Genomic DNA, 14,721 nt, shown 5'->3' with positions numbered 1-14,721 from the left:
CAACCGGGATATCCTCACATTCATCTAACATTTTTCGAGCTGATGACCCGGTTGAAACAATAACTCTATCTCCAATACCGGCACTGATTATATCTGCAACAACTAAATGCTGACCAGCACCAGTTCCACCAATTACTTCCGCTAACATAAACTTCAATCCATTAAGTGATTCTGCTTTTCTTGTTGCCCATACATTGTCAATTAATCTTGCTATTAACATATATTTTTCTCCTTTTTAACATTGCGCTTAATCTCCTGAATTGCTGATTCAACAGATGACGTATCGCCAAAAATCGCAATCATTATCATATTCTGTGGACAACTTCCTTTAATATCTTCTACTGTGACACCAACTGCCTTTTCAGCAATATCTGCCGCATAAATCATGTCCAGCATTTTACCTTGTACAAGACCAACCGCATCAACACAAATTGAATCTTTATTAACATTAGCACCCATACGCCTCATAAGCATATCTATAGTACCCTTTGAAGGTGATTTAATAATTCGAAATTCCATATTGAATCATCTCCAACTATATACTTTCCTGCGTACAGCTAAGTGCTATGCCCAAAGGGGTCACAAACATCGGATTTTCTGGCTTATGAGTAAAAATTCCTGTCTTTTTCTCTATAATCGTCTCAATACCTGTCAGGCAGCAAGTTCCTCCTACCAGAGATATTTCCTGAACATCGTACCCTTTAATATGCTGGTTAATAATAGATGCTATTTTTTCAACTACTGGCTTTAGTACAGGTAAAAGGTCCTTATGATTTTCTGGATTACGTTTATACAATTCTGCTTCTGCAAAAGGCATTTTATATGCACCAGAAACAACTAAGGAAAATTGAGTACCTCCTGTTGGTTCATCTGCAATATAAACAACTTTTCCATCTTTTAAAATTGAAATTCCAGTCGTTCCACCACCGATATCTACAACTGCACCATTCTTAATTCTAAGAACTTTATTAGCAGCCGTTGGTTCATCAAGCACACTTGTAAGTTCAAAACCAGCTGCCTGAACTACATTTTTAACTGCCCCTGAATCCAACTCATCTGTTCCAGGTGGAATAGCTGCAGCTCCATAAATCAACTCTGTACCTAACTTTTCCTCAATTTCATGCTTCATCTCTCTAACAATATTGATTGCACCAATATAATCAACAACCATACCATCTCGAACTACATCTGCATATTTATAAGCACCTGCTACTGGCTTATAGTTTTCATCCACAACTGCTAGGACAACACATGCTGTACCCAGGTCAACTCCTGTATAATAAACAGAAGACTTACCAACAATTGGATGTTTTACTACATGCTCAAAATCTTTCACAACTTGGTCGCAGAACTTAAAAGTCAAATTTTTCTCTGACATTTTGTACCTCCAAAAATAGAACAAATCATTTGGGACAAAGCATTAATAATCTGATTGATCTTTCCAATAGTATCACTGCACAATGCATCTTTATCTTCACTATCTTCATATGCTTCTAAAATAAATGGTTCAATTTCTCTAAGAGCACAGCGCAGTCTATGCAAAATTATGATATCTCTGCCCTTTTTAAGCTGCATATGAAATTCTGTAATTTCAAAGCAATCATCTAAATCAAGTGAATAATTGCTAAAATTTATTGCTGTACATTCCTTAATACAAAGATTTTCAACGGATCCTTTACCCTGAATGGCATTTCTAATTTTAGTGAATTGCTTACCTAAACTAATAACATTCTGTGCCCAAAGGATATCCTTATTCAAAAGTTCTTCTTCCGTAATAAGAAACAATGCCTCCGTTGATTTCATCTTATTGTAAAGTTTTTTCTTCTTCCAATTATTCTTTTTCTTTGTATCTGCAGCTGTCTGACTTTCATCTTTAGTCTGTACTTTTTCTACAACTTGTACTTTATCTTCAATCTGCTCTTTTTTCACAGGCTGCTCTTTATTTACAACATTTTTCTTTTTATAATAAGACCTATCATCAAACATATTTATACCTTTGTCTGACAGAAACTGACTTGCTTCAGGTGTAAGTCTTGTCCCAAGTTTTAGCTCATAATCTGTAAAAGGTTCTTTTCTATATAAATCCCGCAAATCAATTTCGGTAATAAATTTCATTTTGAACCCCCTTTACCCTCTTCTAGCTCTCAACCTGATTCTTTTCAATACTAGGCTTCATTTTAGCAGGTAAATAAAGTGAAATTAATTTTTCATATATGCCTCCGCCTAAAATTCCTCCTACAATAGGAGCAAATATCGGTACAATAAGTCCATAATTATTAGGTCCGAAAGCGCTTGTTCCCCATCCTGCCAGCACACATAATAATCTTGGACCAAAATCACGAGCTGGATTCATAGCAAAACCAGTTAAAGGCCCAAATGACGCTCCTAATAACGCTACCACCAAGCCTATAGCCAAAGCTGGCATACCATTTTTAGGACAACTTCTATTGTATCCATCTGTTACTGCAAAAATAACTAATACTAAAATAGCTGTTATACACATTTCTACCATAAAAGCATTGGGCATTGACAACCCTGTTTTAGGGAATGTACTAAATATTCCTGCTGAACTCCAACCAGATTGTGAGTTTCTAATAATATTTTTGCTGCTTTCAAATTGTCTTATAGAACTGCCATATAATGCATAAACTATTGCTGCTGCTGTAAAAGCTCCTAAAACTTGTGAAACAATATAAGGAATTACTTTCTTTTTGTCAAATTTTTTCCATACTGCTAAAGCAATTGTAACCGCAGGATTTATATGAGCCCCGGAAGTATCGCCAACAACAAATATAGCTATTGTTATAGCTAATCCCCAACACATAGATAATCCCCAAAATGTAACGTTTGCATTTACTGCAACTAGAGATGCTACTACCCCAATTCCAATAAATAATAAGATAAATGTACCTATAAATTCGGCAAAACATTCACCTAATAATTTATTTTTCATATTCATATTATCCTCCTTATTGTTAACATTTTCGTTAGTTTATAAAAATGCTATTTACCATAAACTTCTTGAAACAATTGAGCTATTTCTTCTTTGCTAGTTTTCCTTGGATTAGTAGCTGTGCATTTATCATTTAAAGCATCATTTGCCATATTTTCTAGTTCATTTAAAAAATCAAGTTTATCTATGTTTACTTCTTGTAAGTTCATAGGTGTATTAGTTGCATTCATTAATATTTTTATTGCGGCAATAATACTTTTTACTCCCTCATTTGTAGAAGCACAAGGTAACCCTAAGATTCTAGACAAATTAGCATACCTTTTTCCTGATTCTGTTTCCTTTTCTGATTTTAAATTAGCATTATACTCAATAACATAAGGTAATAAAATTGCATTTGCCCTACCATGTGGTATATGAAATTTTCCCCCTAATGTATGTGCCATACTGTGATTAATTCCTAGAGATGCATTTGTAAATGCCATACCAGCCATGCAAGATGCATTATGTAATTTTTCTCTTGCAAGCACATCATTTCCATCTCTATAAGCCCTTAGTAAATAGTCAAATACTAATTTTACAACCTTTTCAGCCAACGCATCTGTATAATCAGAGCTTTTTGTAGAAACATACGCCTCAATAGCATGAGTCAAGACATCCATTCCAGTATCTGCTGTTATTTGTTGAGGCACTGTTTTAACAAGATTTGCATCTATTATAGCTATATCTGGAACTAATTCATCATTAATCAAAGGAAATTTTGTACTTTTCATAGTAATTACTGAAAAAGAAGTAACTTCTGATCCTGTACCACTAGTAGTTGGAATAGCTATAAATAATGGTTTTTTATAATTGCCTCCATTAGTATTTAATATTTTTATAGTAAAGAGTATAATGCTTTTCGTAGCATCAATTGATGAACCGCCGCCTAATGCAATTACTACATCTGGTTTAAATATTCTCATTTTATTTACTCCCATAGCAACGATTTCAATCGGTGGATCAGGTTTTATCTCTGAAAAAATTTCATACTCAATTTTATTATCTTTTAATATGTCAATTATTTTATCTGCAGTACCTGATTTAAGCATAAATGGGTCCGTAACTATACACACTCTTTTATTCTTTATGTTTTTCAAATACTCTATTGACCCTCTATCAAAACAAATTGTAGGTTTAATGTTAAATGTATTCATATTATCCCTTCTTCTACGTTTATAACATATATTTATATAAACATTTGCATGTATCTTAAATATAAGGCTTTGTAGTTGAGACAGGATTTTGTCCCATAGATTTTAATATTCCTATTCCCACTTCTCTAGCCGCTATTACAGACTGCCTAACAGCTCCGGAATCTCCTGTTATTGATATAATTACCTCATTGGAATGTGCTGTACCATCATTTGGACTTGCATAAGTAACTAATTCCACATTAGCAGTTTTCATTGCAGTATCTGCCATAACCAAACCTACCCCTGCTGGTGCTCCTACAACTATTCCAAAAGATTTTCCAAGTGGAGCCCCATAAGCCTTTTCGAGCGCAAGACTTGCTCTGGCGGTATAATGAAGTTCTACATGTCCCGCATCACAACCATATACATCCCCAAATGTTCTTTCTACGTCTTTTAGCGCAACTTCAACAGCTCTTCTAGCATCTGATACATCTTCAGAAGCAAAAATTATGAGCGATCCATGTCCTGCCCCACCTTTTGTATCCCTTGGAAGCTCTATTGCCGCAATTTCAGTATTTGTTGCCTTTACAGCTTCATCTGCAGCCATAATATGTGGTCCAGCACCTGTTCTTGCACTTATAATTCCTAAAGAACGAAACTTAGGATCCAAATTCATTTTTTCTTGAATACTTCCGTCAATGTTAGCAATAACCAAACCAACCGTATCTCCAATAGCACATCCTACATATTCTGTTATTACAGGCATATCATTTATCATAAAAGCTTCCCTCTTTTCTTCTTTTTCTATTATTTTTTCTTCCCTTAATTCTGATTTAGAATTCTCTGTATTTTGTGTTTTATCTGTTGTACCACTTGAATTTTCACAATTTGTTTTCTTTCTAAACTCTTCCAAAACCTTATTGATTATCTCTTGATCCATTTTTCCACCTCGAAACCTTTAATTATTTTGACAATGAAGGTAATTTTCTTTAACATTTGCTACCTTAGCTACTAAACCCTGCAGCCTTCTCATTAGCTGATGATTCATTAATTACTGTACCTAGCAATGTTTTTTCCCCTATAAGATCCCACCCCCAAAAGTTTCTAATATTTTTTATAATCAAATTTGTGGTTTAATTTTATTACAAAAGCAAATAAAATTTTTTAATAAATTTGACTCCATTTTGTACAATATATATTTTTATATGTTGTACTATTTTGACATCTTAGAAATTTGTTATATTTTTATATTCATTAGTTAATTTTCTTGTAAATCGACACATTAAATATTATAATTCTATTAAGCGACAAATTTTGTTTGAGTATTATATAAGTTAAATATCTATTTTTCATTTAACTTATTTTACTTTCAAAATTTTAATTGTTAAAAAATAAACTTAATAAATTTTAATTTTACTTTCTGTGACTTTCAAATCATGTGCCCCTTAAAATATTCTTAAATTTTACAAATATACATAAGCTATATTTCTAAAGTAACTTACTATTTACAAGATTTCTTTTTTACGGAGGATATACAAATGAATTCATTAAAAGATCTTAAATTCAGTGACATTATTGATATAAACACTTTAAAAGATATCCAATACAAGTTAGCTAAAATAGTTATTTTTTCTGCAGTTACAACAGATATTCATGGGGTTCCAGTTTGCAATGAAAACAATTTCACACCATTTTGTAAACTTATTCGTTCCTCCCCAAAAGGATGTAAAAACTGTATATCCTGTGATTCTCAAGCAGGCTTTATGGCTATGAAGGATAAAAAACCAAGAGTATATAAATGCCACACAGGACTAATGGATTGTGCTGCACCTATAATAGTAAACGATATCTATGTAGGTGCCGTATTGGGTGGACAGGTATTACTAAAAGGACAACAAACAAGAGATTCCATAGACTTAAATTGGATTTCTAAAAATTATGAAATCCCTCTAAAAAAGCTAAAGGAAGCTGTTGAACGCATAGAAATTGTTGAAAGTGACTACCTACGAAATTGTGTTTCATTTTATACATTTCTTGCAAATTATATAGCTGAAATGGGTCTCCATACTATTACACAGGAAAAATTATTAAAAGAAAGTGAAGAAAAAATTAAGCTTGAACAGTATGCCAAAAAAATGCAGTTAAAAACTATACAAGCCCAAATTAATCCTCACTTTCTATTTAACACTTTAAATACAATAGCAAGTATGGCTCTAATTGAAAATGCTCCTACAACAGAAGAACTAATATATAATCTCTCTGATTTATTAAGATATAGCTTACGGAACTTAGAGGAATTTCCTAAACTTAAGGATGAAATTACTAATATAAAACGATATCTTTTTATCCAAGCTTTAAGGTACAGCGATAGGATATCCTATGAAATTAATATAGATGAATCTCTTAATGAATATAGAATTCCAACCATGATTCTTCAACCACTTGTTGAAAACTCCCTCGTTCATGGCCTTGAAACCAAAAAAGAAGGTGGAAAAATAATTATAAATAGCACCTCCAATTCAAAAAAAGATATAATAATTGAAATAAGTGATAATGGCAGAGGAATTAATAGTAGTATACTTAACCTATTAAATAACTCAAAAGACCTCTCTGATAGCGGTTTAGGTATAGGATTGCAAAATACTGACAATAGGCTAAAACATTATTTTGGTAGAAATTACGGTCTAAAGATAGAAAGTACTCTTGACGTCGGAACAAAAGTATATATACGTATCCCAAAATTAAAATAATAATTTTTAGTATTTTAACCATTACTATTAAATAAATTTTATAATACCTTAACAGGAGGGTGATTAAGATGTATAAACTTATGATAGTCGATGATGAACCTCTTGAGAGAAAATCATTAAGAATATTATTACAAAGAGAATTCTTTAATATTGATATTAAAGGAGATTCTAAAAACGGAGAAGAAGCAATATTAAACGCTAAGATAAATAAACCTGATATAATTCTTATGGATATAAAAATGCCTGAAAAAACTGGTTTAGATGCTCAAAAAGAAATAATTAGCTTTCTGCCAAATACTAAAACAATTATAATAACAGCCTATGGAGAATTTGACTACGCACAAACGGCAATAAAATATGGAGTAATAGATTATTTATTAAAACCTGTTCGGCCATCTAATCTAAAAGCTTCTATAAATAAAGCTCTTAAATCTATAGATAACTTTGATTCTAGAAAAATAGCTAATTTAAAGTCTAAAGAGATTTCTGAAAATACTATAAAAGCTGCAATAAAATATATTGATAATAACTATACACAAGATATAAAATTAAATACTGTAGCAAATTTTGTACACTTAAATCCTCAGTACTTAAGTAGATATTTTAAACAAAAAATGGGAGTAACATTTACTCAGTATATTACAAATCTCAGACTTGAAAATGCTAAAAAGTTATTAGTTAATACAGATAAATCTATAACACAAATTGCCATGGAAGTAGGTTATACTGATATCGCATATTTTAGCAAAGTATTTTTTAAGAATGAGAATAAGTCACCTTATAAATTTAAAATGAGTTATTGCAATAATGCCTAAATATTACCGACGAATTAATAAGAGAAGTATATTAAAAACCGATGTTTAATACACTTCTCTCTATTTGTCATTTAGAACTAGTCAATTCCACCAACTTTACATATTAGTCCACATTCTTCCACTAGTTCTTTAAGATTATTTATTTCTTCTTTAGTAGGTGGTTGTAAACCTTTCATTGTGTAGTCATGTCCTAAGTACCCATACTTATTTTCGCCAAGGCGATGATATGGTAGAAGATGTAATTCTTTAACACTTTTAAGGCTAGTTGCAAAATTAGCTGTAGCTCTTATATTATTTTCATCGCTATTAACTTCTGGAATAACAGGTACTCTTATTATTAACTGAACTCCAAACTGAGCTATTAATTTTGCATTCTGTAAGATTAACTCATTAGGCTTTCCTGTATACTCTAAATGTTTATTTGCGTCCATGTGCTTAATATCAAGCATAACTAAATCAAGCCAGGGTAATATCCTTTCTAAAACACTTGGAGATGTAAATGCTGCGGTTTCAATAGCTGTGTGCCAACCATTTTGTTTGCATCCTTTTAGTAATTCTTCAGCAAATTCAGGTTGAGCTGTTACTTCTCCTCCTGATAAGGTAATTCCACCACCAGATCGCCTATAATATAGGTTATCCTTTTTCAATTCTATTAACAATTCCTTTACAGTTCTCGTGTTTCCTGCTAAATTCAAAGCTCCAGCATAACAATTCTCAACACACTTACCACATTTAATACATTTATTCTGATCAACTCTAGAAGGAAGGTTGAAATCTATTGCCCCATTACTGCAAACTTCATAGCACTTTTTACATCCTATACATTTGCTCGAAATAAACATTACTTGTGACTCCATACACTGAGATTCTGGGTTACTACACCAACGACAAGACAAGGGGCAGCCTTTAAAAAAGACTATTGTACGAATTCCTGGTCCATCATGAACAGAAAATCTCTGTATATCAAAAATAACTCCTTTTTTATCTAAATTCACTTGATAATTCAACATAACGTTTCCTCCTATAAAAAGCTGCTCTATAAAAAACTTTACAAATAATTCTCTTTTACTAATTTAGTAAATAACTTTTATTTAAAAATGAGGAAGTAGTAAAAACTCTTCCTCAACATATATGGAACCAAACTAACTAAAAAGTATGTTCTGTTCTTTTTATAATATCATCCTGAATTGACTTATCTAAAGAAGTAAAGTGAGCACTATATCCGGCTACACGTACTACCAGATTTCTATAATTTTCAGGGTTCTTTTGAGCATCTAAAAGCGTTTCTCGGCTTACTACATTAAATTGTACATGTAATCCTTTTTCATCAAAAAAGGTTCTTACTAGAGAAGATAAATTCTGTAAACCAGTCTGGCCTTCTAAAGCAGATGGATGAAACTTTTGATTAAATAATGTACCATTTGAAGCTTTACAATGGTCTATTTTTGCAACAGAATTAGCAGCTGCAGTCGGTCCCATTGCATCTCTTCCTGAAACTGGTGATACACCATCTGCTAGTGGTTCACCAGCTTTTCTTCCATCTGGCGTTGCTCCTGTCTGTGATCCCATTGGAACATTTGCAGAAACAGGATAAAGACCTGGTTGGAATTGACCATTACGCGGATTAGTGTATTTTTCAACTTCATTACAATAAATTAATGCAGCTTCTCGTGCTAAATCATCAACTTCATCTATATCATTACCAAACTTAGGTGCTCTATTTAATAGCATTTGGCGAATACTTTCTTTATTTCCATAACTACCTAAGTTAATATCTTTACCCGGTTCCAATCCTTCTAATGAAGTTTTCTTTTCTTCTGATAGTAATTTCTCAATAACTTTCAATATAGTTTCAGGTGTTAACCCTTTCATATCGCCCACTTCATTTATACTATTAGCAAGTTCAGACATTGGGTTTTTCTTACATTCACCAAAATTAGTATCTAATGCATTCTTTAAATCCTGTAAAGTTATTTTCTTATCTTCAAAAACAAGTTTCTTAATAGCTTCTAACGAGTCTGCTGCATTTGCAACTCCCACTCCTTGTGGGCCTGTAAAGTTGTAATGCGCTCCTCCTTCTTGTAATGATTTTCCTCTAGCTATACAATCATCTGCCATTGAAGATAAGAATGGTAATGGTGCTCTCTCTCCATGTGCTAAATCTACACTGTTATCTGCATTAACTAGAAGTTTAACAAAATACTCCATTTGCAGTTTGTATGCATCAAATAATTTCTCAAATGATGTAAAAGAAGTGAAGTCTCCAGTTCTTAATCCTATCTGTTTCCCATTATCCATACCATTATTTATAGTTATCTCTAATACCTTTACAATATTAAAGAATGCAGCATCATGCCACCCTTCGGTCTTTCCACCTTTTTGAGGTTCTACGCACCCAATAATACCATAATCTCTAGCATCTTCTAATGTAAGACCACGACTTGTCAAAGAAGGAATGATAACTTCATCATTATAGTAAGCTGGCATACCTAAACCTAAACGAGTTACTTCAGCAGCTTTTAGTAATAACTCATCTGGAGTTTTGTTCCAAGCTCTTATTGAAATTGACGGTTGTGGTAACTTGGTATGTGCAGTAGCTTCAAGACACATAAATGAAAGCTCATTTGTAGCATCCCTCCCATCAATAGTTTGTCCACCTACAATTAAGTTCTGGAACATTGGATATCCACCAAATGCTTTTGTTGATCCTTCATCACGAACCTTATTAACATCATTAAATTTAACCCATAGACAATCTAAAAGTTCTTGAGCTTTTTCTTGTGTAATAAGTCCGTTTGATACATCCTTCTTAAAATAAGGATACATGTATTGGTCAAAACGCATAGGTGATATTGAATGTCCATTAGATTCTATCTGAATAATAGATTGTACAAACCAAAATGATTGTAGAGCCTCATAAAATGTTCTAGCTGGTCTTTCAGGTGCCCACTGACAATTTTCAGCTATTTGTATTAACTCTTCACGTCTTCGTGAATCCAATGTTTGACTTGCTAAATTTCTAGCTAATTCTGCAAAACGTCTAGCAAATTTAATGACAGCTTTTGAAGTTATGATTACGGCTGTCAAAAACTGATCCTTCTTTATGTAATCTGGATCTTCTTTATTTGCTTTAGCCTTTTCACTTTCTGCCTCTTCAATTATACCGTTAAATCCTTTAGATAATACTTTTGCATAATCTACAGAAATATGACCTATACCATTGAAATAATAATTTCCAACAGTAAATACCCCTGCTTCCATTGCTTCCTTCGTTTCTGAAAACATATACTCTGTTGCAAGCTCATTTGTTGTTTTTCCATCCCAATATTTGAATACTTCCCTAAGCTGTGATTTTACATCTTCACTAATAAGAAATACATCGCCAGTTCTTTTTGCAAGAGTATCAAATTCTTCTAAAAGCCATTTGTTTGAAAATTCCGGAAATATTGAAGCTGCTCTAGGTTTTTTAGTCAAATTTCCTACAATAAGTTCTTCATCACGAATAACTATATCCATTTCATTTAGTATTTTTTCTAAAGCTTTAGCTTTTCTAATAATCATAGGATAAGCTTCGGTTTTCTTAAAAGATTCCGTTATTAAAACCGCTCTTTGCGCTTCAATTTCAGGAGTTACCGAGTATAAATCGTTAGTTAATTTTTCTATTCTTTTACTTTGATTTGCAGTATAAAGTTTGTTTAAAACATCATTCAATTAAACAACCCCCTTAATTAATTTTATATAACTTTTATTAATCATTTTCATAATTACATTCTATTCTTAAAGTTCCTATCTTTTTTTGATTATTTCGACCTGTTTTTGTATTATATAGATTTGAATATGATGTATTATTTTGATATATAAAAAATTTACACAACAATATTCCTTTACTTATAGTAGAATAGTTTTAAATTAATAACCTTAGTTCTGCAAAATAGAAACCTAAATTATAGAGTTTCTAACTAAAAAAATAAAACACATGTTGTATAAATACTATGTATGAACTCTCACCGTATTTATACAACATATGTTTCACCTATAAAAATTAAATATCTTTACAATGAAAACTTTATTTTTCATAACAATTTACTATTTCTCCATAATAAACTGTATGATAATCTCCATCAGGATAACAATTTGAATCTACTTCTTTTGTCAAAAGTTCTTTTTTCATATCCTGTTTATATATAACTTTGCACTCATAATACATATCACATCCTGCTATCACCGGACTATCTACACTTCTACCTGAATTAAGCTGTAAATTACACACCTTGAATTTATCTATATCCCTACCGGATTTAGTGCCACATATTGCAAGGACCTTCTTCATGTCACTGCTAAAAGGAACACTTACTGTAAAATTACCGCTATTTTCTATGAATTCCTTAGTATATCTAGATTGTCTCACAAGCACAGTGAACACAGGTTTCCTCCATATAACACCTATGCTTCCCCATCCTATTGTCATAGTATTTACTTTCCCATTATATTTACTTGTAAGGAAAGCTCCTTCTTTACCTAATTGCTTGATTACTTCAGCCGAATTATTCGTAAAATCCATAATCTACACCTCTTTATCATACTCTTCTTTTCTATTTTTAAAATATACTATTTTTAAATTACACCTTCTGGCAATTTCTACTGCTTCTCTAAAATTGCTTCCCATAGACTCTAAATTATGAGCATCAGACCCTACTGTTATGTATTTTCCTCCTAATTCATTAAATCTTTTATATATTTCCAGCATATTTTTTACTGAATCTTGATTTTTAAGTCTCCTTGTATTTAACTCCAAGCATTTTTCTTTATCTATAACTGCTTTGAATATCTCATCTATTATATCTGGAAAATCACTATAGTATAATTCCTTATCCTCAAATTTAGCATATCTAGCTATATAGTCAATGTGACCCAAACTATCTATAAACTCAAATTGTTTTAAATTTTTTAGCATATCTTGCAAATATTTAAAATAAGTCTCTTTTTTACTTTTGCCTTCATAATAATCTGAATAATAGAGATCTAAGTTCTCCACTAAGTGTATAGATCCAATTACATAATCAAAAGAATTATCCTTTATTAACTTTCTGCTTTGTTCTAAACAATCCTCCTTCATTCCAAGCTCTATGCCAAGAAGTAGATTATCATTTCTATATTTTAAATACTTATTTAAATATTCATTTACGTCAAAACGAAATAGACCTTCTTTGGGAAAATTGATATCCATATGTTCTGTTGTTATAAAAGATATGCCTTTTTCTTTTGCAGATTTTATAGCTTCTTCTATTTTCATATCAGAATCCGTAGAAAAATTAGTATGTACATGTGTATCAAACAATATATAACCCTCCTTCAAACTTTAGTTAGGAATTGTATACATATAACTACAATAGGGATAGTAACCATTGAAATTATAGTAGTTATAAAAACGCTTCTAGCTGCCAATTTGCTATCTGCTCCATATTGCTGCGCAAGCACAGAAGCTAGAACAGCTGATGGCATTGCTTCAATTACAGCACATATTTGAATCATAAAACTGTCTGCTTTCATAAGTTTTAAGAGTAAAACAGTAACTAGAGGCACTAATATCAATCTCATAAATGAAGTATAATATACTTGGAATCCCGAAAAGATATCTTTGAGTTTCACTCCTGCCAGCATAGTTCCTACTATAATCATAGAAAGCGGTGTGGTCATGGAACCTACACTACTCAATGTGGTATCTACAACATATGGAAGTTTTATAGAAAATACAAACATTAAAAATCCAACAATAGTTGAAATTATAACTGGATTAGAAATTACATTCTTTATATTTTTAATATCATTTTTACCTGTATATATAGCAATTCCCACACTAAACATAAATATATTAAGAGGTATATTAAAAATTGCTCCATAAAAAATTCCTACTTTACCAAAAAGACCCTCCAGTACTGGATATCCCATAAATCCACTGTTAGAAAATATAATAATAAATCTCATTACTTTCTTTACTTTGTCTTCATATCTATAAGCACAAACTTTACTCAACAATATAATTACTATGTGAATAATAATTGAATACAAAAATATACTTTCTGCATTAGCAATCATCTTTTCCGAATACCTATAGTTAAAGGAAGTTATGAGAAGTGATGGAAGAGTTATATTAACTAAAAAACTCGACAGACTTTTTTCTCCTTCTTCAGTTATTATGTTTTTCTTTTTTGCAAAGACTCCTATAAGCATCATAAGTGATAAAATTATTACTTGGTTTATTACCTTGACGATCAAAATTTTCCCCCTAATTAGGCATTTGAAAGAAATCTACCGACGCAGCATGATAAAAATAGACTTAACATACTGACTAATTATTTCTTTAAAAATACCTTACGCTGCCCCTAGATTTAAGTACATTAATATTAATCTTCCTCCATGTCAGCATACATTCCCCTATCTGCATACTTTGAAATTAAATCCGACATTTTTTTATAACTTCATCAGTGTCGTCTTTTAATATATTAATTGCAAATTCCATATTTTGAGATAAAAATTGATATATATTCAATACTATATAATCCCTTATACGACAATATAGATAATCTTCTTCCATACATGTCAATCTTTCATTTATGTTTTTTATGGAACTATATCTCTCTAGAAATTGTAAATCATCTTTATCTGGTTCATCTCCATTTTTAAAAACCGCTTTTCCATTTAATACTTCTGTTTCACATTTGCTTTCCATATTTGAAATTGTTTCACTTATTTCTGATGTAGAAGGCATATCTTGTTTTTTACCCCAAGAATGTAGAGTATCTAATTCTTCTTTCCAGAGCCTTTTTATACTCAAAATATCAGCCTTTAATTCTAAAAAATACTTGTTGTCATCGTTTATAGAATCCTTCTTTGCCTTTAAAACATTGTACACACTAGCATGCCAATAATTTCTGGACTGAAGTACAGGTTTTGCAGCTACTTCTACCAGTTCATCTAGTAAGGTAAGTTTATCCATTTATATTCCTCCTTTAAAAGCCATATTTATATTA

15 protein-coding genes are annotated in these 14,721 nt (G+C 31.5%); 2 read left to right on the top strand and 13 right to left on the bottom strand.

Going from position 1 to position 14,721, the window contains the following annotated elements:
• From WY13_RS18110 to pduB, 7 genes are all read right to left on the bottom strand, one after another.
• Positions 1–220 (bottom strand): EutN/CcmL family microcompartment protein (locus WY13_RS18110; RefSeq protein WP_063556966.1); only part of this gene is annotated, 220 nt, incomplete at its 3' end.
• Entirely contained in the window at positions 214–519 is a 306-nt protein-coding gene (locus WY13_RS18105) for a BMC domain-containing protein (RefSeq protein WP_063556965.1), read from the bottom strand. The genes WY13_RS18105 and WY13_RS18110, both read right to left, overlap by 7 nt.
• Positions 520–535: 16 nt before the next feature.
• Positions 536–1,378, bottom strand: coding sequence for an ethanolamine utilization protein EutJ (gene eutJ / locus WY13_RS18100; protein WP_063556964.1), 843 nt, complete (start codon positions 1,376–1,378; stop codon positions 536–538).
• The gene (locus WY13_RS18095; protein WP_063556963.1) at positions 1,360–2,115 is read right to left on the bottom strand and encodes a hypothetical protein; all 756 of its coding nucleotides are present in this window, start codon (positions 2,113–2,115) and stop codon (positions 1,360–1,362) included. The genes eutJ and WY13_RS18095 overlap by 19 nt, the downstream gene beginning before the upstream one ends.
• A gap of 22 nt (positions 2,116–2,137) precedes the next feature.
• Positions 2,138–2,953, bottom strand: a complete 816-nt coding sequence (locus WY13_RS18090) for an MIP/aquaporin family protein (RefSeq protein WP_063556984.1) — start codon at positions 2,951–2,953, stop codon at positions 2,138–2,140.
• 50 nt (positions 2,954–3,003) lie between these two features.
• Positions 3,004–4,146: a 1-propanol dehydrogenase PduQ gene (locus WY13_RS18085; RefSeq protein ID WP_063556962.1), complete on the bottom strand. Its 1,143-nt coding sequence runs from the start codon at positions 4,144–4,146 to the stop codon at positions 3,004–3,006.
• A gap of 55 nt (positions 4,147–4,201) precedes the next feature.
• The gene (gene pduB / locus WY13_RS18080; protein WP_063556961.1) at positions 4,202–5,065 is read right to left on the bottom strand and encodes a propanediol utilization microcompartment protein PduB; all 864 of its coding nucleotides are present in this window, start codon (positions 5,063–5,065) and stop codon (positions 4,202–4,204) included.
• 598 nt (positions 5,066–5,663) lie between these two features.
• On the opposite strand from pduB, the gene WY13_RS18075 reads away from it, so the two are divergent.
• Both WY13_RS18075 and WY13_RS18070 read left to right on the top strand, forming a co-directional pair.
• A complete protein-coding gene (locus WY13_RS18075) occupies positions 5,664–6,875 on the top strand; it encodes a sensor histidine kinase (RefSeq protein WP_063556960.1) in 1,212 nt (403 codons plus the stop codon).
• A gap of 68 nt (positions 6,876–6,943) precedes the next feature.
• Positions 6,944–7,690: a response regulator transcription factor gene (locus tag WY13_RS18070; protein WP_063556959.1), complete on the top strand. Its 747-nt coding sequence runs from the start codon at positions 6,944–6,946 to the stop codon at positions 7,688–7,690.
• A gap of 77 nt (positions 7,691–7,767) precedes the next feature.
• On the opposite strand, the gene WY13_RS18065 is transcribed toward WY13_RS18070, so the two are convergent.
• The 6 genes from WY13_RS18065 to WY13_RS18040 form a co-directional block, all read right to left on the bottom strand.
• Positions 7,768–8,700, bottom strand: coding sequence for a glycyl-radical enzyme activating protein (locus WY13_RS18065; protein ID WP_063556958.1), 933 nt, complete (start codon positions 8,698–8,700; stop codon positions 7,768–7,770).
• Between the two features lie 136 nt (positions 8,701–8,836).
• On the bottom strand, positions 8,837–11,401 hold the full coding sequence (locus WY13_RS18060) for a glycyl radical protein (protein WP_063556957.1): 2,565 nt from the start codon (positions 11,399–11,401) through the stop codon (positions 8,837–8,839).
• 355 nt (positions 11,402–11,756) lie between these two features.
• A complete protein-coding gene (locus tag WY13_RS18055) occupies positions 11,757–12,251 on the bottom strand; it encodes a flavin reductase family protein (RefSeq protein ID WP_063556956.1) in 495 nt (164 codons plus the stop codon).
• A gap of 3 nt (positions 12,252–12,254) precedes the next feature.
• Entirely contained in the window at positions 12,255–13,028 is a 774-nt protein-coding gene (locus WY13_RS18050) for a histidinol phosphate phosphatase (protein ID WP_063556955.1), read from the bottom strand.
• A 14-nt stretch (positions 13,029–13,042) separates the two neighbouring features.
• Positions 13,043–13,966, bottom strand: a complete 924-nt coding sequence (locus tag WY13_RS18045; RefSeq protein ID WP_082848564.1) for an AEC family transporter — start codon at positions 13,964–13,966, stop codon at positions 13,043–13,045.
• 178 nt (positions 13,967–14,144) lie between these two features.
• A complete protein-coding gene (locus WY13_RS18040) occupies positions 14,145–14,687 on the bottom strand; it encodes a hypothetical protein (protein ID WP_082848563.1) in 543 nt (180 codons plus the stop codon).
• Positions 14,688–14,721 lie beyond the last annotated feature (34 nt).

This window comes from Clostridium ljungdahlii, from assembly GCF_001636845.1.
In the GTDB taxonomy this organism is placed as follows: domain Bacteria; phylum Bacillota; class Clostridia; order Clostridiales; family Clostridiaceae; genus Clostridium_B; species Clostridium_B ljungdahlii_A.
Note: the sequence above shows the minus strand (reverse complement) of the source record. Positions and strands in the feature narration are given on the sequence as shown.

Coding starts and splice junctions, on each gene's coding strand:
- WY13_RS18075 (WP_063556960.1), top strand. CDS start 5,664: ATGAATTCATTAAAAGATCTTAAATTCAGTGACATTATTGATATAAAC.
- WY13_RS18055 (WP_063556956.1), bottom strand. CDS start 12,251: ATGGATTTTACGAATAATTCGGCTGAAGTAATCAAGCAATTAGGTAAA.
- eutJ (WP_063556964.1), bottom strand. CDS start 1,378: ATGTCAGAGAAAAATTTGACTTTTAAGTTCTGCGACCAAGTTGTGAAA.
- WY13_RS18105 (WP_063556965.1), bottom strand. CDS start 519: ATGGAATTTCGAATTATTAAATCACCTTCAAAGGGTACTATAGATATG.
- WY13_RS18095 (WP_063556963.1), bottom strand. CDS start 2,115: ATGAAATTTATTACCGAAATTGATTTGCGGGATTTATATAGAAAAGAA.
- WY13_RS18065 (WP_063556958.1), bottom strand. CDS start 8,700: ATGTTGAATTATCAAGTGAATTTAGATAAAAAAGGAGTTATTTTTGAT.
- WY13_RS18040 (WP_082848563.1), bottom strand. CDS start 14,687: ATGGATAAACTTACCTTACTAGATGAACTGGTAGAAGTAGCTGCAAAA.
- WY13_RS18085 (WP_063556962.1), bottom strand. CDS start 4,146: ATGAATACATTTAACATTAAACCTACAATTTGTTTTGATAGAGGGTCA.
- pduB (WP_063556961.1), bottom strand. CDS start 5,065: ATGGATCAAGAGATAATCAATAAGGTTTTGGAAGAGTTTAGAAAGAAA.
- WY13_RS18070 (WP_063556959.1), top strand. CDS start 6,944: ATGTATAAACTTATGATAGTCGATGATGAACCTCTTGAGAGAAAATCA.
- WY13_RS18090 (WP_063556984.1), bottom strand. CDS start 2,953: ATGAAAAATAAATTATTAGGTGAATGTTTTGCCGAATTTATAGGTACA.